Below are 19,139 nucleotides of genomic sequence, written 5' to 3'. Positions count from 1 at the left end.
TCAAGGCGGCCCGGCGTGGCATCACGCCGGGCGATGCCCTTCCCGGGGAGGAAGGGCGCGCAGGGCTCAGTTACCCTTCACCGCGTAATCCGGCTTCTTGTCGTTGCCGGGGATGAACGGGCTCCACGGCTGGGCGCGCAGCGGGCCTTCGGTCTGCCAGACCACCGAGAACTGGCCGTCGTCCTGGACCTCGCCGATCATCACCGGCTTGTGCAGGTGGTGGTTGGTCTTGTCCATGGTCAGGGTGTAGCCCGACGGTGCCGCGAACGACTGGCCGGCGAGCGCCTCGCGCACCTTGTCGACCTCGGTGGTGCCGGCCTGCTCGACCGCCTGCGCCCACATGTGGATGCCGACGTAGGTGGCTTCCATCGGATCGTTGGTCACAGCCTTGTCGGCGCCCGGCAGGTTCTTGGCCTTGGCGTAGGCCTGCCACTTGTTGACGAACTCGCTGTTAGCCGGGTTCTCCAGCGACTGGAAGTAGTTCCACGCGGCGAGGTGGCCGACCAGCGGCTTGGTGTCGATGCCGCGCAATTCCTCCTCGCCCACCGAGAAGGCCACTACTGGCACGTCGGTGGCGGCTATGCCCTGGCTGGCCAGTTCCTTGTAGAACGGCACGTTGGAGTCGCCGTTGACCGTGGAGATAACCGCGGTCTTGCCGCCGGCGGAGAACTTCTTGATGTTGGCGACGATGGTCTGGTAGTCGCTGTGGCCGAACGGGGTGTAGACCTCCTCGATGTCCTTGTCGGCCACACCCTTGGACTTCAGGTAGGCGCGCAGGATCTTGTTGGTGGTGCGCGGGTAGACGTAGTCGGTGCCGAGCAGGAAGAAGCGCTGGGCGCTGCCGCCGTCCTCGCTCATCAGGTACTCGACCGCCGGGATGGCCTGCTGGTTGGGCGCCGCGCCGGTGTAGAACACGTTCGGCGACAGCTCCTCGCCCTCGTACTGCACCGGATAGAACAGCAGGCCGTTGAGTTCCTCGAACACCGGCAGCACCGACTTGCGCGACACGCTGGTCCAGCAGCCGAACACCACGTCGACCTTGTCCTGGGTCAGCAGCTGGCGGGCCTTCTCGGCGAACAGCGGCCAGTTGGAGGCCGGGTCGACCACCACAGCCTCGAGCTGCTTGCCGTTCACCCCGCCCTTGGCGTTGATCTCCTCGATGGTCATCAGCGCCATGTCCTTGAGCGAGGTCTCGGAGATGGCCATGGTCCCGGACAGCGAGTGCAGGATGCCGACCTTGATGGTCTCGGCGGCCTGCACGGTGAAGGGGAACAGGCCGCTTAGCATCAGGGCGCTGGCGGCGAAGGCGGACTTGAGCAGGGGACGGCGTTTCATGCAGTGAATCTCCGGTGAGCGTTGGATGGTTCACAGCATGGTCCGCACGCAGTCCGGGGCGTTATACGCAGGCTGACGTAGACGCCTACGTCATCTGACGTATCCAGTTGCTGCGCCGCACTGGTGCATCCTTTGCACCCATGAAGAGAGCATGGTGCACATCCCGCCCGCATCGACTGGCAAGGCCCGCAGTAGAGGGCCTGCAGTCTGCACAACCAGGCCCCGCAACGGGGCGTGGCGCGCTCCTTGCATGTGCACGGCATCTTTTACAGGAAGCCCCCGCCGTGCACGCCAACGGACCCCAGCGCATCGTCAACATCCGCCGCGACTACAACGGCTGGGTCGCCGACGAGACGCGGGAAGACTACGCCCTGCGCTACACGCCCAAATCCTTTCGCAAGTGGTCGGAGGGACGCATCGCCAACACCGCCCTCGGCACTCTGTCGTTCCTGGTGCTGGAGGCGATCGGCGCCACCCTGGTGCTCAACTACGGTTTTACCAACAGCCTGTGGGCGATCCTCGCCATGAGCCTGGTGATCTTCCTCACCGGCCTGCCGATCAGCTACTACGCAGCGCGTCACGGCATCGACATGGATCTGCTGACCCGCGCCGCCGGCTTCGGCTACATCGGCTCGACCATCACCTCGCTGATCTACGCCAGCTTCACCTTCCTGTTCTTCGCCCTCGAGGCGGCGGTGATGGCGGTGGCGCTGCAGATGTACTTCGCCATTCCGCTGAGCCTCGCCTACGTGGTCAGTGCCCTGGTGGTCATCCCGCTGGCGATCTACGGCATCACCCGGATCAGCCGCCTGCAGGCCTGGACCCAGCCGCTGTGGCTGCTCCTGCTGCTGGTGCCCTACGTCGCCGTGCTGCTCGCCCATCCGCAGCTGCCCGGCGAGCTGGCGAGCTTCGCCGGCAATCGTGGCGACAACGGCTTCGACCTGCTGTCCTTCGGCCTGGCCTGCACCCTAGTGCTGGCGCTGGTGACGCAGATCGGCGAGCAGGTCGACTACCTGCGCTTCCTGCCCGAGAAGACCGCCGCCAACCGCGGACGCTGGTGGGCGGCGCTGCTGCTGGCCGGCCCCGGCTGGATCGTCCCCGGCGCGCTGAAGATGCTCGGCGGCGCGCTGCTCGCTGTGCTCGCCCTGCAGCACGGGGTGAGTGCCGAACATGCCGACGAGCCGGCGCAGCTTTACCGGGTGGCCTGGGAGCAGGTGTTCGCCGACCCGCGCTGGGCGATGGCCGCCATGGTGCTACTGGTGGTGGTGTCGCAGGTGAAGATCAACGTCACCAACGCCTACGCCGGCTCGCTGGCCTGGTCGAACTTCTTCGCCCGCGTCACCCACAGCCATCCGGGACGGGTGGTATGGCTGGTATTCAACGTTGGCATCGCCCTGATGCTGATGGAGCTGGGCGTGGTCGAAACCATCGAGCAAGTGCTCGGCCTCTACGCCAACGTCGCCATCGCCTGGATCGGCGCCATGGTCGCCGACCTGGTGATCAACAAGCCGCTGGGCCTGTCGCCACGGCTGATCGAGTTCAAGCGCGCCCACCTGCACGACATCAACCCGGTCGGCGTCGGCGCCATGCTGCTCGCCTCGCTGCTGGCGATCCTCGCCTACGCCGGCGCGTTCGGCGCGCTGGCCCAGGCCCTCGCGCCGTTGATCGCCCTCGGCACCGCGCTGCTCACCGCACCGCTGCTGGCCTGGCTGACCAAAGGGCGCTACTACATCGCCCGCGCCCACCAGCCGGAGCTGCTGCACCCGCACCGCCAGCAGGGCAAGGTCGAGTGCGGGGTGTGCGGCAACGCCTACGAGGAACCCGACATGGCCTTCTGCCCGGCCTACGCCGCACCGATCTGCTCGCTGTGCTGCTCGCTGGATGCCCGTTGCGGCGACCAGTGCAAGCCGAGCGTGCCGCTGCATGAACGCCTGGAAAGCTGGCTCGGCCGCCTGTTGCCCGGCGTCGCCGTGCCGCGTCTGCATACCCGCCTGCTGCACTACCTGCTGGTGTTCGGTCTGATGAGCGTCCTGCTTGCCGGCGCCCTGGCGCTGGTCTACGGCCAGGTCGCCCATGGCCTGGCCGCCGACGCCGCGCAGACCCTGCAGCAGGGCTTCATCAAGGCGTTCTTCATCCTCGCCCTGTTCGTCGGCGTGCTGGCCTGGTGGGTAGTGCTCAACCGTGAGAGCCGCCGCGTCGCACTGGAGGAGTCGAGCCGCCAGACCCGCCTGTTGATCCAGGAGATCGACGCGCACCGGGAGACCGACGCCCAGCTGCAGAAGGCCAAGGAGGCTGCCGAGGCAGCCAGCGCGGCGAAGAGCCGCTACGTCACGGGCCTATCCCACGAGCTGCGCACCCCGCTCAACAGCATCCTCGGCTACACCCAGATCCTGCGTCGCGACAGCGGCCTGGCCGAGCGCCAGCAGGACGCCCTCGCCACCATCCACCGCAGCGGCGCGCATCTGCTGTCGCTGATCGACGGCCTGCTCGACGTGGCGCGGATCGAGGCCGGCAAGCTCAATCTGGAGCCGTGCGAGATCGACTTCGCCGAGTTCGTCGACCAGCTCGGCAAGATGTGCGCCCTGCAGGCCGCCGAGAAGGGCCTGGCCTTCCGCCTGGAGCGCAGCGCCGGCCTGCCGGCGGTGGTGCGCGGCGACGAGAAGCGCCTGCGCCAGATCCTCATCAACCTGCTCGGCAACGCGGTGCGCTACACCGAGCAGGGCAGCGTCACCCTGCGCGTCGCCTACCTGCGCCAGACCGCCACCTTCGAGATCCTCGACACCGGCATCGGCATGGCCGCCGAGCAGCTCGAGCGGCTGTTCCAGCCCTTCGAGCGCGGCGATCCGGCGCGCCAGGACCACGGCCTGGGCCTGGGGCTGACCATCGCCCGCATGCTCAGCGTGCTGATGGGCGGCGAGCTGACGGTGAGCAGCCAGCCGGGGCAGGGCACCCGCTTCCAGCTGCGCCTGTACCTGCCGGCGGTGCGCGTGCCGCAGGCGTTGCTCGCCCAGGAGCACGACATCGTCGGCTACCGCGGCCCGCGCCGGCGCATCCTGGTGGTCGACGACCATCTCGAGCATCGCAAGGTGCTGGCCGGCCTGCTCGAACCGCTGGGCTTCGACATCGCCATGGCCGCCAGCGGCCAGGAGGCGCTGAGCCAGGTGTCGCTGCTCAACCCGGACCTGATCCTCATGGACCTGTCGATGCCGCAGATGGACGGCTGGCAGACCAGCCGGCTGATCCGCCAGTCGGTCGGCTCGCAGGCGCCGATCATCGTGGTCTCCGCCAACGCCTTCGCCGACGAGGGCGAGCGTCGTCTCGACCCCGCCTGCAACGACTACCTGGCCAAGCCGGTGCACGGCCCGGCGCTGCTGGAGAAGATCCGCCAGCACCTGGGCCTCGACTGGCTGCGCCGCGAAAGCGCCGAGCCGGCGCCGCCCGCATCCCTCGACCTGCCGGCACAGGCGCTGGCCGAGCTGGGCGAGCTGGCCTCGCTAGGCTACGTGCGCGGCGTGATCGAGCGCCTCGACCGCCTGGAGCGTGAGGAGCCAGGCTGCGCGCCGGCCATCGAGCGCCTGCGCGGCCTGGCCCGGCGTTTCCAGCTCGACGAACTGGCGCGCTGCCTGGCCCAGGCCACGCCGCGCGCCGCGCAATCCCCGATGGAGTCTTCGCCATGAATCTTGTCGAACGCGCCGGGCAGAGCATCGTGCTGATCGTCGATGACCTGCCGGACAATCTGGCGCTGCTCTCCGACGCCCTGGAGCAGGTCGGCCACATGGTGTTGGTGGCCCTCGACGGCGCCACCGCGCTGGAGCGCATGCAGCGCCTCAAGCCCGACATCGTGCTGCTCGATGCGCTGATGCCGGGCATCGACGGCTTCGAGACCTGCCGGCGGATCAAGGCCCGCGCCGAGTTTGAGGACGTGCCGGTGCTGTTCATGACCGCGCTGACCGAGAGCGAGCATGTGCTGGAAGGATTTGCCGCCGGCGGGGTGGACTACGTGACCAAGCCGATCCATCCCGAGCAGGTGCTGGCCCGCGTCGCCTCGCACCTGCGCACCGCCCGCGCGCTGCGCGAGGCTCGCGAAGCCTCGCAGCAGGCGCCCGCGCCGGATGCCGAAGCGCTGCGCGCCGCGCTGGCCCGCCGCTACCAGCTCACCGGACGCGAGGTGGAGGTGCTGGAGTGGGTGGCCTGCGGCAAGACCAACCGCGACATCGGCGAGATCCTCTGTCTCAGCCCGCGCACGGTGAACAAGCATCTGGAGCACGTCTACGTGAAGCTCGGCGTGGAAACCCGCACCGCCGCCGCGGCGCTGGCGATTGCCATGGGAGTGGCGCGCTGATGCAGGCGATCCTCGAACACCACGACGGCTGGCGCGCCGAGCTGGCGCTGCGCTTCGAACGGCGCGGCCCGCGCACGGTGCTGGCCGGCCGCCGCCATCACGGCCCGCTCACCGTGCAGCGGCCGTTCTACCCGGAAGGCGCGCCCTGTCACATCTACCTGCTGCACCCGCCCGGCGGGGTGGTCGGCGGCGACCGCCTGGCCCTAGACATCCACCTGGAGCCCGACAGCCACGCGCTGCTGACCATGCCCGGTGCTACCAAGTTCTACCGCAGCGCCGGACCAATCTCGGCGCTGCAGCAGCGCTTCACCCTCGCCGAGGACAGCGTGCTGGAGTGGCTGCCGCAGGACAGCATCTTCTTCCCTGGGGCCCGGGTGGCGCTGGAAAGCCGCTTCGACCTGGCGCCCGGCGCGCGCCTGCTGGCCTGGGAAAGCCTGTGCCTCGGCCGCCCGGTGATGGGCGAACGCTTCGAGCACGGCGCGCTGGACAGCCGCCTGCAGCTCGATCTGGGCGGCGAACCGCATCTGCACGAGCGCCTGCGCATCGAGGACGGGCGCCTGAGCAAGCTGGCCGGCTACCCGATGGTCGCCACCTTCTGCGCCGCGCCGGCCGACGCGGCCCTGCTCGAGCTGGCGCGCGCCATCCTCGACCCGCTTCCCGTTCCAGCCGGCGCGACCCTGCTGGACTCCCTGCTGGTGGTGCGTCTGCTCGATGACGACAACCAGCGCCTGCAATCCACCCTGCAGCGGCTGTGGCACGCCCTGCGCCCGGTCGTAGTCGGCCTGGCGCCGTGCCCGCCGCGCATCTGGGCCACCTGAGAGAGAGCCATGGAGCTGACCCCGAGAGAGAAAGACAAGCTGTTGCTGTTCACCGCTGCGCTGCTGGCCGAGCGCCGCCTGGCCCGCGGCCTGCAGCTCAACTACCCGGAAGCCATCGCGCTGATCAGCGCCGCCGTGCTGGAAGGCGCCCGCGACGGCCGCACCGTCGCCGAGCTGATGGAGGCCGGCCGCCAGGTGCTGAGCCGCGAGCAGGTGATGGACGGCGTGGCGGAGATGATCCACGACGTGCAGGTCGAGGCGACCTTTCCCGACGGCACCAAGCTGGTAACCGTGCACAACCCGATCATCTGAGAGCCGGCCCACGATCTGCTGAGCGTCGGCCATGCGGCGTTGAAACTGGTTTCGGAATGCTCATTTGCATTGAGCAAACTCCGCTTCCTCAACCAGTTTCGCCTTGCCTGGCTCTAGCTCGCGAGATCGTGAACCGGCTCTGCGGACTCAGGAGAGAACCATGATTCCCGGAGAAATCCAGGTCGCCGCAGGCGACATCGAGCTGAACGAGGGCCGCGAGCGGGTCAGCCTGACCGTGGCCAACCACGGCGACCGCCCGGTGCAGGTCGGCTCGCACTATCACTTCTTTGAGGTCAACCCGGCGCTGGTGTTCGAGCGCGAGCAGGCGCGCGGCTTTCGCCTGGACATCGCCGCCGGCACCGCGGTGCGCTTCGAGCCCGGCCAGGCGCGCACCGTCACCCTGGTGGCGCTGGCCGGCAAGCGCGAGGTCTATGGCTTTCGCGGCGAGGTGATGGGCAAACTGGAGGAAAAGGCATGAGCCGTATTTCCCGTCAGGCCTACGCCGACATGTTCGGCCCCACCGTCGGCGACCGCGTGCGCCTGGCCGACACCGAGCTGTGGGTGGAGGTGGAGAAGGACTTCACCCTCTACGGCGAGGAGGTCAAGTTCGGCGGAGGCAAGGTGATCCGCGACGGCATGGGCCAGGGCCAGATGCTGTCGGCTGAATGCATGGACCTGGTGCTGACCAACGCGCTGATCATCGACCACTGGGGCATCGTCAAGGCCGACATTGGCGTCAAGCACGGCCGCATCGTCGGCATCGGCAAGGCCGGCAACCCGGACATCCAGCTGGGCGTGACCCTGGCAGTCGGCCCCGGCACCGAGGTGATCGCCGCCGAGGGCAAGATCGTCACCGCCGGCGGCATCGACGCGCACATCCACTTCATCTGCCCGCAGCAGGCCGAGGAGGCGCTGTGCTCCGGGGTCACCACCATGCTCGGCGGCGGCACCGGGCCGGCCACCGGCACCAACGCCACCACCTGCACCCCGGGGCCGTGGAACATCGCCCGCATGCTGCAGGCCGCCGACAGCCTGCCGGTCAACGTCGGCCTTTTGGGCAAGGGCAACGCCTCGCGTCCCGAAGCGCTGCTGGAGCAGATCGAGGCCGGCGTGATCGGTCTCAAGCTGCACGAGGACTGGGGCTCGACTCCGGCGGCAATCGACTGCTGCCTGGGCGTCGCCGAGGAGACCGACACCCAGGTGGCGATCCACACCGACACCCTCAACGAGTCGGGCTTCGTCGAGGACACCCTGGCGGCTATCGGCGACCGGACCATCCACACCTTCCATACCGAAGGGGCGGGCGGCGGCCACGCGCCGGACATCATCCGCGCCAGCGCCTTCGCCAACGTGCTGCCGTCGTCGACCAACCCGACTCTGCCGTACACCATCAACACCGTCGACGAGCACCTCGACATGCTGATGGTCTGCCACCACCTCGACCCGAGCATCGCCGAGGACGTGGCCTTCGCCGAGTCGCGCATCCGCCGCGAGACCATCGCCGCCGAGGACATCCTCCACGACCTCGGGGCCTTCTCGATGACTTCGTCGGATTCGCAGGCCATGGGCCGGGTAGGGGAAGTGGTGCTGCGTACCTGGCAGGTGGCACACAAGATGAAGCTGCAACGCGGCCCGCTGGCTCCGGACACGGCGTACAGCGACAACTTCCGGGTCAAGCGCTACATCGCCAAGTACACCATCAACCCGGCGCTGTCCCACGGCATCGCCCACGAGGTTGGCTCCATCGAGCCGGGCAAGCTAGCCGACCTGGTGCTCTGGTCGCCGGCGTTCTTCGGCGTGAAGCCCTCGTTGGTGCTCAAGGGCGGACTGATCGCCACCGCGCCGATGGGCGATATCAACGGCTCCATTCCCACCCCGCAGCCGGTGCATTACCGGCCGATGTTCGCCGCCCTCGGCGCGGCGCGGCATGCCACGCGGATGACCTTCCTGTCCCAGGCGGCCCTGGCGCGCGGCGTGCCCCAGCAACTCGGCCTGCGCAGCCTGGTCGGCGAGGTGCGCGGCTGCCGCACGGTGCGCAAGGGCGACATGATCCACAACGGCCTGCTGCCGCACATCGAGGTCGACTCGCAGACCTACGAGGTGCGCGCCGACGGCGAACTGCTGGTCTGCGAGCCGGCCTCCGTGCTGCCGATGGCGCAGCGTTACTTTCTGTTTTGAAGCGGCCTATTCCGAGGAGAAGCCGAATGCTTATGTTGACCCGCAGGGTGAGCGAGGCCGCCACCGTCAGCGCCACCGCTACCCTCGACCTCGACACGCGGATCAAGAGCCGCGTGCGCATCCGCCTCGACGACGGCCGCGAGGCCGGCCTGCTGCTCGAGCGCGGTCAGCTGATCCGTGGCGGCGAGCTGCTCGCCGATGAAGCCGGCGCCGAGGTGGTGCGTGTTCTCGCCGCGCCCGAGCAGGTGTCCACCGTGCGCTGCGCCGATCCGCTGCTGCTGGCGCGCGCCTGCTACCACCTGGGCAACCGCCACGTGCCGCTGCAGATCGAGGCCGGCCTGGCACGCTATCAGCACGACCACGTGCTCGACGACATGGTCCGCGGCCTGGGCCTCGAGGTGGTGATCGAGCAGGCACCCTTCGAGCCGGAGGCCGGCGCCTACCAGAGCGCGCCGCACGGCCACGGTCATTCCCACAGTCACAGTCATGGCCACGACCATCCGTTCGTGCGCGCCCCTGGCCATCACCACCACTGAGTTCCATCGGAGCACCGACCATGAAAAAGACCCTTGCCTTCGTCCTGTCTCTGACCACCTTGCCGGCCTTCGCCCATGTCGGCCATCAGCACACCAGCGAACACGGCCTCCTGCATCACATGATCGGCACCGACCAGCTGCTGATGGGGCTGGCCGTGGCCCTGGTGGCCGGGCTGGCCTACTGGCTGCGGCCGCGCTGGTAACGGCGGCCCGCGATGAGTGCCGACCTGATGCTGCTGCGCCTGCTGCAGCTGGCCAGCCCCAACCTGCCGGTGGGTGGCTTCACCTATTCGCAGGGCTTGGAGTGGGCGGTGGAAGCTGACTGGGTGCGCGGCGCCGAGGGCTTCCGCGCCTGGCAGCGCGAGCAGTTGGAGGACACCCTCGGCCATCTCGACTGGCCGCTGCTGGCGCGCCTGTACCAGGCCTGCCGGGCTGAAGATGCCGAGGCTTTCGCCCGCTGGAGCCGCTTCCTGCTGGCCAACCGCGAGACCGCTGAGCTGCGCCTGGAAGAGCGCCAGCGTGGCCAGGCCCTGGTGCGCCTGCTCGACGGCTGGCAGCTCACCCAGGCACCCGAGTGGCGGGACAGCCTCGCGCTGACCCAGCTCGGCGGCATGGCCTGGCTGGCTGCGCACTGGGACATCCCGCTGCGCGAGCTGGCCCTCGGCCACGGCTTCAGCTGGCTGGAAGGCGCGGTGATGGCCGGGGTCAAGCTGGTGCCCTTCGGCCAGCAGATGGCGCAGAGCCTGCTGCGCGACCTGTGCGCCGAATTGCCCGCTGTGCTCGACCGCGCCCTGGCGTTGCCCGACGACCAGCTCGGCGGCGGCCTGCCGCTACTGGCCATCGCCTCCGCGCGCCACGAAACCCAATACACCCGATTGTTCCGATCCTGAGGAAACCCCCATGCAAAGCTACAAGCAACCCCTGCGCGTCGGTGTTGGCGGCCCGGTCGGCTCCGGCAAGACCGCGCTGCTGGAAGCCCTGTGCAAGGCCATGCGCGACAAGTACCAGATCGCCGTGGTAACCAACGACATCTACACCAAGGAAGACCAGCGCATCCTCACCGAGGCCGGCGCCCTGGAGCCCGAACGCATCGTCGGCGTGGAAACCGGCGGCTGCCCGCACACCGCGATCCGCGAGGACGCCTCGATGAACCTGGCGGCGGTTGAGGAGCTGGCACGCAAGTTCGGCAACCTGGAAGTGATCTTCGTGGAAAGCGGCGGCGACAACCTCTCCGCCACCTTCAGCCCGGAACTGGCCGACCTCACCGTCTACGTGATCGACGTGGCCGAGGGCGAGAAGATCCCGCGCAAGGGCGGCCCGGGCATCACCAAGTCGGACTTCCTGGTGATCAACAAGATCGACCTGGCACCCTACGTTGGCGCCTCGCTGGAAGTGATGGAGCGCGACACCAACCGCATGCGCCCGGAGCGGCCGTGGGCCTTTACCAACCTGAAGACCGGGCATGGGCTGCAGACGCTGATCAACTTCATCGTCGACAGAGGCATGCTCGACGCTGATCGGGGTTGAATAACAACGGGCGCTTGCGGCCGCTTCACCCGCGAGATCGCGTTGCTGGAAGGCATTTAGTACGACGAGACGCCGAGCGAGACCAGCCTGGATGGGAGGCCCAACCTCGAGTTAGTGGGGGCGGAGATCACGTCGATCAGCGCGGCAGGATCCAGTTAGACCTGCTACGCCTCTGGCACGGGTCTGATGACCAGTCTGCTGCATGATCTGGAGCGCACCGGTGGCCGCTACGGCTGCAGAGCATGAGCTAAGGCGGTGTCGAGGCCAACGCGACCATCCAAAAAGGGATACATAACCCTGGGTATCTGTGCAGGAAGATACCGTGATCATCACCGGCGTCGCCGAAAGTACCAACGTGGGTGGACAGCGCGCAAAGCATCGGCGATGCCAAATAGCGCCGTCGACCTACACGGCCGGCGCACAGTCCTTCGCTGCCGAGTACAGTGAGGAGTCGGCGAAGTCCTCAGCGGTCAGCACCCGACCGACCAGAATCAGCGCTGTGCGCCGAAAGTCCTTTTCGGCAACCTTCGCCTCAATGTCGGCCAGGGTGCCCTGCACCTTATCCTGGTCCGGCCAGCTGGCGCGGTGCACTACGGCGATCGGGCAGTCAGCGCCGTAGTACGGCAACAGTTCGGCGACGATGCGAGGCAATTGGCGCACGCCGAGATGGATTGCCATGGTCGCGCGGTGGCGGGCCAGGTCGCCAAGTTGCTCCCCGTCGGGCATCTCGGTCTTGCTGGGGTAGCGGGTCAGGATCAGGGTCTGCGACACCTGCGGCAGGGTCAGTTCGCAGCCGAGCAGCGCAGCGCAGGCGGCGGTGGCGGTCACGCCGGGGACGATCTGGTAGGGAATACCCAGACGGCGCAGTTGGCGGATCTGCTCGCCGATGGCGCCGTACAGAGACGGATCGCCGGAATGCACCCGAGCCACGTCTTCGCCGCGGCTGTGGGCCTCGGCCAGCATACGGATGATTTTCGCCAGCTCCAGCTCGGCGGTATTGACCAGCGTATGGGCCTGATGGCCCTCCAGCACAGCTTCAGGCACCAGCGAGCCGGCGTAGAGGATCACCGGGCAGCTGCGGATCAGGCGCTGGCCGCGCACGGTGATGAGGTCCGGGTCGCCGGGACCGGCGCCGATGAAAAAGACGGTCATGCATTCTCCGATGTGGGGAGGAACTTGGTGCGCGCCAAGGCGAAGGTCGCGTTGGCGCTGCGTTGCTTGGTAATGAGCAGTTCGGCGGACGGCGCGCCCAGTGCTTCGGCCACCGCCAAGGCGCTGGCCTCAGCCACCCCGGCGCAACCGGTGGCGCGTAGGGTGGCCTCCGAGAGATCCGTTAGGCGCGATTCGTAGCCCTGCAGGCGCTCCAGCGCAACGCCATGCAGTGCCAGCCCCAGTTGCTCGGCCAGGGTTTCAAGGCCCGGCTCGTTAAGCTTGCCGTCGAGGCTGGCCAGGGCGTGCAGATCGGCGCTCGAGAGGCCTCGGACCTGTAGGCTATCCTCCAGTAACTGGCGCAACTCGTGCGCCGAACAGCCGCGGCGGCAGCCGAGCCCGGCGAGATACAGCCAGACAGTACGTGGTTCCGGGGGGGAGGCGTTGTGTGCTGCAGGCATGAAAATTCACTGACGATGCTGGCAGGATTGTGGAAGATGGTGTTTTTTCTGAGCTATGACCCAAGTCGGGCCGCCTTTTTCTAGAACAGCATGGCGCTGCGCGCAGCGTCAACCACGGCGATTGACCCAGGCCCGCACCCTGCGTAGCCTTGCCGCGTCGAGGTTCTCCGGTATGGGCCGGAGCTAAGAGGGAACGCGGTGCGACACCGCGGCTGCCCCCGCAACTGTAAACGGATCGCTCCCTTCACAACGCCACTGCTCACGCGGGAAGGCGAAGGGACGGCGCCCCAGGCGCCAACCGTGAGCCAGGAGACCTGCCTCGTCCGAACCCGTTCGCAAACTAGTGGACAGGTTCTTCGACTTTCACGACAACCGGGCGGGGTGATCCGGTGGCGAATCCGACCGACCGGCGCACGTGCGTCCGGCGGCGTCTCGTCATGCCCCCGCCAGCAGGCAGGGCCGCGCATGAAATCCTTGAGCAAACTTCCCGTCACCATCGTCACCGGCTTCCTCGGTGCCGGCAAGACCACCCTGCTGCGCCACATGCTCGACAATGCCCAGGGCCGGCGCATCGCGGTGATCGTCAACGAGTTCGGCGAGCTGGGCATCGACGGCGAGATCCTCCGCCAGTGCACCATCGGTTGCAGCGAGGAAGAGGCGCTCGGCCGCGTCTTCGAGCTGGCCAACGGCTGCCTGTGCTGCACCGTGCAGGAGGAGTTCTTCCCGGTGATGCGCGAGCTGGTGGCGCGTCGCCACGACCTCGACCACATCCTCATCGAGACCTCCGGCCTGGCCCTGCCCAAGCCGCTGGTGCAGGCCTTCCAGTGGCCGGAAATTCGCAACGCTTGCACCGTCGATGCAGTGATCACCGTGGTCGACAGCCCGGCGGTGGCCGCCGGCACCTTCGTCGCCTATCCCGAGCAGGTGGACGCTCAGCGCCGCGCCGATCCCAACCTCGACCACGAATCGCCGCTGCACGAGCTGTTCGAGGACCAACTGGCCAGCGCCGACCTGGTGGTGCTGAACAAGACCGACCTGCTGGATGCCGAGGCCCTGGTCGCGGTGCGCGCGGAGGTCGCCGAGGAACTGCCGCCGGCGGTGAAGATCGTCGAGGCGCGTCAGGGCCAGCTGCCGCTGGAGGTGCTGCTGGGCCTGAACGCCGAGGCCGAGCTGCACATCGACAGCCGTCCCGGCCACCACGACCACGGCGATGGCGAAGACCACGACCACGACGAGTTCGACTCCTTCGGCGTCGAGCTGCCGGAAGTCGACGAGCGCCTGCTGCTCGCCAGCCTCGCCGAGCTGGTGCAGCGCCACGCCGTGCTGCGCGTGAAGGGCTTCGTCGCCGTGCCGGGCAAGGCCATGCGCCTGCTGGTGCAGGGCGTCGGCCAACGCTTCGACCGGCACTTCGACCGCGCCTGGCGCGCCGGCGAGACGCGCGCCACCCGCCTGGTGATCATCGGTCAGGGCCTGGACGCCGCAGCCATCGACGCCGAACTGCGCGCCGCGCTGACCCGCTGAACCGGCAGCCCGAAGCATGCACCTACTGCGCACCCAGCCGGGCGGATTCGTTCCGGACGATAGCATCGCCGACCTGGCGCAGACCCCGGCCGAGCTGGTCATCCTCTGCAGCGGCGACTCCAACCTGACGCTGCTGGCCGAGGCTGCCCGCGAGCTGGGCGGCGACTATCCGAGTCTGCGCCTGGCCAATCCCGGCCAGTTGCGCAACCACGCCTCGGTGGACCTCTACGTCGACCTGGTACTGCGCCATGCGCGGCTGATCCTGGTGTCGCTGCACGGCGGGGTGAGCTACTGGCGCTACGGCATCGAGCAACTGGTATCGCTGGCCGAAGCCGGCGCTACGCTGATCCTGGTACCCGGCGACGACCGCCCCGATCCGGAGCTGACCCGCCTCAGCAACGTCGGCGCCGAGGATGCCGAGCGTGCCTGGCAGTACCTGCGCCAGGGCGGGCTGGACAACGCCCGCCAGCTGTACCGCTTCCTCGCCGACCGCTGGCTGGGCCGTCCGCACGAATGGCGCGAACCGCAGGCGCTGCCGCGCGCGGCGGTCTACCACCCGCGCCACGGCAGCGGCGCACCGGCGCTGTGGCGGGGCGACTGGCACAGCGAGCGGCCGGTGGCGGCGCTGATGTTCTATCGCGCCCAGTTGCAGGCGGCGAACACCGCCTTCGTCGACGAGTTCTGCGCCCGGCTCTCAGCGCAGGGCCTCGATCCGCTGCCGATCGCCGTCGCCAGCCTCAAGGAGCCGGCCTGTCTGGCCCAGGTCGAGGCCTGGCTGGATGAATGCGCCGCGGCGCTGATCGTCAATACCACCGGTTTTGCCTTGTCCAGCCCGGAGCGGCCGGCGCTGCGCCCGTTTCGCCGCGACGTACCGGTGCTGCAGGCGATCTGCGCGCTGGACAACCGCCAGCGCTGGCAGGACAACCCGCAGGGCCTCGGCCCGCGCGACCTGGCCATGCACGTGGCGCTGCCCGAGCTGGACGGGCGCATCGTCACCCGGCCGATCAGCTTCAAGGGCCTGGCCTGGCGCAGCGAGCGCAGCCAGAGCGACGTGGTCTGCTACCAGGCCGACGGCGAGCGCATGGACTTCGTCGCCGAGCTGGCGCGGCGCTGGGTCAACCTGGCGCGCAAGGCCAGCGCCGACAAGCGCATCGCCCTGGTGCTGGCCAACTACCCGACCCGCGACGGGCGCATCGGCAACGGCGTCGGCCTCGACACCCCGGCGGCGGCGCTGAACATCCTGCGTGCCCTTGAGGGCGCCGGCTACCCGGTCGCCGAGCTGCCCGAGTCCGGCACCGCGCTGATCCACGCCCTGCTCGGCGGGGTGAGCAACGATCTGGACAGCCTCGACCTGCGCCCCTGCCAGCAGAGCCTGGCGCTGGCCGACTACCGCCGGCTGTTCGCGCGCCTGCCCGAAGCCAACCAGCGCGCGGTGCTGGAGCGCTGGGGTGCGCCCGAGGACGACCCGATGTTCCGCGGCGGGCGGATGATGGTCGCGGGGTTACGCCTGGGCCTGACCTTCGTCGGCATCCAGCCGGCGCGCGGCTACCAGCTCGATCCGGCGGCCATCTACCACGACCCGCTGCTGGTGCCGCCGCACGGCTACCTGGCGTTCTACTTCTGGCTGCGCGAGGCCTACGGCGCCGACGCCGTGGTCCACGTCGGCAAGCACGGCAACCTCGAATGGCTGCCGGGCAAGGGCGTCGGACTGTCCGCCGAGTGCTGGCCGGACGCCATTCTCGGTCCGCTGCCCAACGTCTATCCGTTCATCGTCAACGACCCGGGCGAGGGCGCCCAGGCCAAGCGGCGCAGCCAGGCGGTGATCGTCGACCACCTGATGCCGCCGTTGACCCGCGCCGAGAGCTACGGCCCGCTGCGCGATCTGGAGCGCCTCGCCGACGAGTACTACGAGGCCAGCCTGCTCGACGCCCGCCGCGCCCTGGAACTGCGCGGCGAGATCCTCGCCGTGGTGCGCGCCACCGCGCTGGATCGCGAGCTGAGCCTGCAACTGAGCGACGACCCCGACAGCTGGCTGCCGCAGCTCGACGCCTACCTGTGCGACCTCAAGGAGTCGCAGATCCGCGACGGCCTGCACGTGTTCGGCGAGTCGCCGAGCGGCCGCCTGCGCCGCGACACCCTGCTGGCCCTGCTGCGCGTGCCGCGCGGCGACGGCCAGGGCGCCAACGCCAGCCTGCTGCGCGCGCTGGGCGCCGACCTCAAGCTGGGCTGGGATCCGCTGGATGGCGCGCCCGGCGAGCCGTGGAGCGGCCCGCGCCCGGACTGCCTGCTTGATGTGTGCCGCGACTCCTGGCGCACCGCCGGCGACACCCGCGAGCGCCTGGAGCTGCTCGCCCTGCAGCTGATCGAAACCCGCGCGCCCGGCTGCGGCCCGGCCAGCGCCGCGGTGCTGGAGCACCTGCATGAGCGGGTCGCGCCGCTGCTCGACGCCTGCGGCGCGGCGGAGATCGCCGGCCTGCTCGCCGCGCTGGACGGCCGCTTCGTGCCGCCGGGGCCGAGCGGCGCGCCGAGTCGCGGGCGCCTCGACGTGCTGCCCACCGGGCGCAACTTCTATTCCGTGGACGTGCGCAACCTGCCGACGCCCACCGCCTGGCGCCTCGGCTTCCAGTCGGCGAGCCTCTTGCTGGAACGCCACCTGCAGGACCACGGCGAGCACCTGACCCAACTCGGCCTTTCGGTGTGGGGCACCGCGACCATGCGCACCGGCGGCGACGACATCGCCCAGGCCATGGCGCTGCTCGGCGTGCGCCCGGTGTGGCAGACCGGCAGCCAGCGGGTCGAGGACTTCGAGATCCTCCCGGTGTCGCTGCTCGACCGCCCGCGGGTCGACGTCACCCTGCGCGTCTCCGGCTTCTTCCGCGACGCCTTCGCCAATCTGCTGCGTCTGTTCGACGCCGCGGTGCAGGCGGTGGCCGCGCTGGACGAGCCGGAGGATCTCAATCCGCTGGCCGCGCGGGTGCGCCGCGAAAGCGCCGAACTGGCCGCCGGCGGCCTGAGCCGCGAAGACGCACGCCGCCGCGCCGGCTGGCGGGTGTTCGGCGCCGCACCCGGGGGCTACGGCACCGGCGTGCAGCAGGTGATCGCCGAGGGCGCGTGGGACAGCCGCGCCGACCTCGCCGAGGTCTACCTCAACTGGGGTGGCTTCGCCTACGGCGCCGGCAGCGAGGGCACCCCGGCGCGCGAATCGCTGGTCCGCCGCCTGGCCGGCGTGCAGGCGGTGCTGCACAACCAGGACAACCGCGAGCACGACCTCCTCGACTCCAACGACTACTTCCAGTTCCAGGGCGGCATGCTCGCCGCGGCGGAAACCCTGCGCGGCGCGCCGGTGGCCAGCTACCACGGCGACCACAGCCAGCCGGACACCCCGCGCATCCGTACCCTCAAGGAAGAACTCAACCGCGTGGTGCGCGCCCGCGCCGCCAATCCCAAGTGGATCGCCGGGGTCAAGCGCCACGGCTACAAGGGCGCCTTCGAGCTGGCGGCGACGGTCGACTACCTGTGCGCCTTCGATGCCACCAGCGAGCTGATCGACGACCACCAGTACCAACTGCTCACCGACGCCTACCTGCTCGACGCCGACACCCGCGAGTTCGTCCGCCAGCACAACCCCGCCGCCCTGCGCGAGATGACCGAGCGCCTGCTCGACGCCCAGCAGCGTGGCCTCTGGCAGCAGCCGGGCGCCTACCGCGAGCAGTTGGAAAACCTGCTGCTCGACTGCGAGGAAGACGGCTGATGGCCATGACGAGACCGACCATGCATGAACCCCTGAACTTCCCCCTGGCCGCCGTGGTGGCCGCCGACGAGCTGAAGCTGGCGCTGTGTCTGGCGGCCATCGACCCGGCCATCGGCGGCGTGCTGATCGAGGGGCCGCGCGGCATGGCCAAGTCGACTCTGGCCCGCGCGGTAGCCGAACTGCTCGACGGCGGCCAACTGGTGACTCTGCCGCTGGGCGCCACCGAGGAACGCATCGTCGGCACCCTCGATCTCGACGCGGCGCTGGGCGAGGGCCGCACGCGCTTCGCCCCCGGCCTGCTGGCCCGCGCCCACGGCGGCGTGCTCTATGTCGACGAGGTCAACCTGCTGGCCGACCACCTGGTCGACCTGCTGCTCGATGTCGCCGCCAGCGGGGTCAACCACGTCGAGCGCGACGGCATTTCCCACCGCCACGCCGCGCGCTTCGTGCTGATCGGCACCATGAACCCGGAGGAGGGCGAGCTGCGCCCGCAGCTGCTCGACCGCTTCGGCCTCGCCGTCAGCCTCGGCGGCGCGCCGCTGCCGGCCGAACGCGCCGAGATCATGCGCCGTCGGCTGGCCTTCGATAGCGACCCGCCTGCCTTCCGCACCGCTTGGCAGGCGGCGCAGGACGAGCTGCTGGCGCGCTGCCGGCAGGCCCGCGAGCGGCTCGATGCGATCCCGCTGGACGACGCGGCGCTGGAGGCCATCGCCGCGCGCTGCTACGCCGCCGGCATCGACGGCCTGCGCGGCGATCTGGTCTGGCTGCGCGCCGCTCGCGCCCACGCCGCCTGGCGCGGCGCCACGGCCATCGAGGCGCAGGACATCGACGCGGTGGAGAGCTTCGTCCTGCGTCATCGGCGCAACGGCGAGGCGCCGCCCGAGGACAATGGCGCCCGCGACACGGGCGGATCGGCTGCCCAGGACGGCGACGCCGGCGAAGGGCAGTGGGGTGAACTGCCGGCGCAGCCGGTGGCCATCGGCGAGCGGCGGGCGGTGCCGCGCTGGGCAAAAAAGCCCTGAGCATCCGCCCGCCAACGCCCCAGGGCGCGGATGCACGCCACCGGGAAGCTCGCCAGCCGGCCCGGCGCGGCCGCGCCGGCGCACCCGGCGTTGGTGCTCCGGACTGGCCGCGCAGCCTGCAGCGCGGGCGCCCGCGCACGCGCGCCGAGCTGCACTACCGCAGCCACCAGGCCAGTGCGCCGCAGTT

The 19,139-nt window shown here is 69.5% G+C and carries 16 protein-coding genes and 1 riboswitch; of the genes, 13 read left to right on the top strand and 3 right to left on the bottom strand.

Annotated elements, in window-relative coordinates:
• Positions 1-66: 66 nt before the first annotated feature.
• Positions 67-1,335: an urea ABC transporter substrate-binding protein gene (gene urtA / locus BM297_RS17000; protein ID WP_092433668.1), complete on the bottom strand. Its 1,269-nt coding sequence runs from the start codon at positions 1,333-1,335 to the stop codon at positions 67-69.
• A 284-nt stretch (positions 1,336-1,619) separates the two neighbouring features.
• Here urtA and BM297_RS16995 point away from each other — a divergent pair, with 284 nt between their 5' ends.
• The 10 genes from BM297_RS16995 (at position 1,620) to ureG (ending at position 11,048) form a co-directional block, all read left to right on the top strand.
• Complete coding sequence (locus tag BM297_RS16995; RefSeq protein WP_245768283.1) at positions 1,620-5,012, top strand: hybrid sensor histidine kinase/response regulator; 3,393 nt, start codon at positions 1,620-1,622, stop codon at positions 5,010-5,012.
• A complete protein-coding gene (locus tag BM297_RS16990) occupies positions 5,009-5,677 on the top strand; it encodes a response regulator (RefSeq protein ID WP_092433665.1) in 669 nt (222 codons plus the stop codon). Before BM297_RS16995 ends, BM297_RS16990 begins: the two co-directional genes overlap by 4 nt.
• Positions 5,677-6,495 (top strand): urease accessory protein UreD, encoded by an 819-nt coding sequence (locus BM297_RS16985; protein ID WP_092433664.1) that lies wholly within the window; start codon positions 5,677-5,679, stop codon positions 6,493-6,495. Before BM297_RS16990 ends, BM297_RS16985 begins: the two co-directional genes overlap by 1 nt.
• A 9-nt stretch (positions 6,496-6,504) precedes the next feature.
• Entirely contained in the window at positions 6,505-6,807 is a 303-nt protein-coding gene (locus BM297_RS16980; RefSeq protein WP_092433662.1) for an urease subunit gamma, read from the top strand.
• A 160-nt stretch (positions 6,808-6,967) separates the two neighbouring features.
• Positions 6,968-7,285 carry an urease subunit beta gene (locus BM297_RS16975; RefSeq protein WP_092433660.1) on the top strand — a complete coding sequence of 106 codons (318 nt, stop codon included), beginning with the start codon at positions 6,968-6,970 and terminating at the stop codon, positions 7,283-7,285.
• Positions 7,282-8,985 (top strand): urease subunit alpha, encoded by a 1,704-nt coding sequence (gene ureC / locus BM297_RS16970; RefSeq protein WP_092433658.1) that lies wholly within the window; start codon positions 7,282-7,284, stop codon positions 8,983-8,985. The genes BM297_RS16975 and ureC overlap by 4 nt, the downstream gene beginning before the upstream one ends.
• Positions 8,986-9,011: 26 nt before the next feature.
• The gene (gene ureE, locus BM297_RS16965) at positions 9,012-9,521 is read left to right on the top strand and encodes an urease accessory protein UreE (RefSeq protein WP_092433657.1); all 510 of its coding nucleotides are present in this window, start codon (positions 9,012-9,014) and stop codon (positions 9,519-9,521) included.
• Between the two features lie 20 nt (positions 9,522-9,541).
• Positions 9,542-9,724, top strand: coding sequence for a HupE/UreJ family protein (locus BM297_RS16960; RefSeq protein WP_092433655.1), 183 nt, complete (start codon positions 9,542-9,544; stop codon positions 9,722-9,724).
• A gap of 12 nt (positions 9,725-9,736) precedes the next feature.
• A complete protein-coding gene (locus BM297_RS16955) occupies positions 9,737-10,411 on the top strand; it encodes an urease accessory protein UreF (protein ID WP_092433654.1) in 675 nt (224 codons plus the stop codon).
• 10 nt (positions 10,412-10,421) lie between these two features.
• Positions 10,422-11,048 carry an urease accessory protein UreG gene (gene ureG, locus BM297_RS16950; protein WP_092433652.1) on the top strand — a complete coding sequence of 209 codons (627 nt, stop codon included), beginning with the start codon at positions 10,422-10,424 and terminating at the stop codon, positions 11,046-11,048.
• A gap of 405 nt (positions 11,049-11,453) precedes the next feature.
• On the opposite strand, the gene cobM is transcribed toward ureG, so the two are convergent.
• Entirely contained in the window at positions 11,454-12,200 is a 747-nt protein-coding gene (cobM, locus tag BM297_RS16945; protein WP_092433650.1) for a precorrin-4 C(11)-methyltransferase, read from the bottom strand.
• Positions 12,197-12,658, bottom strand: coding sequence for a cobalamin biosynthesis protein (locus BM297_RS16940; RefSeq protein ID WP_092433648.1), 462 nt, complete (start codon positions 12,656-12,658; stop codon positions 12,197-12,199). Before BM297_RS16940 ends, cobM begins: the two co-directional genes overlap by 4 nt.
• Before the next feature lie 143 nt (positions 12,659-12,801).
• Positions 12,802-12,994: riboswitch (cobalamin riboswitch) on the top strand.
• 129 nt (positions 12,995-13,123) lie between these two features.
• Between BM297_RS16940 and cobW the strand changes: the two genes are divergently transcribed.
• The 3 genes from cobW to BM297_RS16925 are packed head-to-tail and all read left to right on the top strand — an operon-like array spanning position 13,124 to position 18,952.
• A complete protein-coding gene (gene cobW, locus BM297_RS16935; protein WP_092433646.1) occupies positions 13,124-14,179 on the top strand; it encodes a cobalamin biosynthesis protein CobW in 1,056 nt (351 codons plus the stop codon).
• A 16-nt stretch (positions 14,180-14,195) separates the two neighbouring features.
• Positions 14,196-17,930: a cobaltochelatase subunit CobN gene (gene cobN / locus BM297_RS16930; RefSeq protein WP_092433644.1), complete on the top strand. Its 3,735-nt coding sequence runs from the start codon at positions 14,196-14,198 to the stop codon at positions 17,928-17,930.
• Between the two features lie 20 nt (positions 17,931-17,950).
• Positions 17,951-18,952 carry a magnesium chelatase ATPase subunit I gene (locus BM297_RS16925; protein WP_092433642.1) on the top strand — a complete coding sequence of 334 codons (1,002 nt, stop codon included), beginning with the start codon at positions 17,951-17,953 and terminating at the stop codon, positions 18,950-18,952.
• Positions 18,953-19,139 lie beyond the last annotated feature (187 nt).

It is taken from the genome of Geopseudomonas sagittaria (assembly GCF_900115715.1).
Classification (GTDB): Bacteria; Pseudomonadota; Gammaproteobacteria; order Pseudomonadales; family Pseudomonadaceae; genus Geopseudomonas; species Geopseudomonas sagittaria.
This window is presented reverse-complemented; position numbering and strand designations above follow the sequence as displayed.

Coding starts and splice junctions, on each gene's coding strand:
- urtA (WP_092433668.1), bottom strand. CDS start 1,335: ATGAAACGCCGTCCCCTGCTCAAGTCCGCCTTCGCCGCCAGCGCCCTG.
- BM297_RS16990 (WP_092433665.1), top strand. CDS start 5,009: ATGAATCTTGTCGAACGCGCCGGGCAGAGCATCGTGCTGATCGTCGAT.
- BM297_RS16985 (WP_092433664.1), top strand. CDS start 5,677: ATGCAGGCGATCCTCGAACACCACGACGGCTGGCGCGCCGAGCTGGCG.
- BM297_RS16980 (WP_092433662.1), top strand. CDS start 6,505: ATGGAGCTGACCCCGAGAGAGAAAGACAAGCTGTTGCTGTTCACCGCT.
- BM297_RS16975 (WP_092433660.1), top strand. CDS start 6,968: ATGATTCCCGGAGAAATCCAGGTCGCCGCAGGCGACATCGAGCTGAAC.
- ureC (WP_092433658.1), top strand. CDS start 7,282: ATGAGCCGTATTTCCCGTCAGGCCTACGCCGACATGTTCGGCCCCACC.
- ureE (WP_092433657.1), top strand. CDS start 9,012: ATGCTTATGTTGACCCGCAGGGTGAGCGAGGCCGCCACCGTCAGCGCC.
- BM297_RS16960 (WP_092433655.1), top strand. CDS start 9,542: ATGAAAAAGACCCTTGCCTTCGTCCTGTCTCTGACCACCTTGCCGGCC.
- BM297_RS16955 (WP_092433654.1), top strand. CDS start 9,737: ATGAGTGCCGACCTGATGCTGCTGCGCCTGCTGCAGCTGGCCAGCCCC.
- ureG (WP_092433652.1), top strand. CDS start 10,422: ATGCAAAGCTACAAGCAACCCCTGCGCGTCGGTGTTGGCGGCCCGGTC.
- cobM (WP_092433650.1), bottom strand. CDS start 12,200: ATGACCGTCTTTTTCATCGGCGCCGGTCCCGGCGACCCGGACCTCATC.
- BM297_RS16940 (WP_092433648.1), bottom strand. CDS start 12,658: ATGCCTGCAGCACACAACGCCTCCCCCCCGGAACCACGTACTGTCTGG.
- cobW (WP_092433646.1), top strand. CDS start 13,124: ATGAAATCCTTGAGCAAACTTCCCGTCACCATCGTCACCGGCTTCCTC.
- cobN (WP_092433644.1), top strand. CDS start 14,196: ATGCACCTACTGCGCACCCAGCCGGGCGGATTCGTTCCGGACGATAGC.
- BM297_RS16925 (WP_092433642.1), top strand. CDS start 17,951: ATGCATGAACCCCTGAACTTCCCCCTGGCCGCCGTGGTGGCCGCCGAC.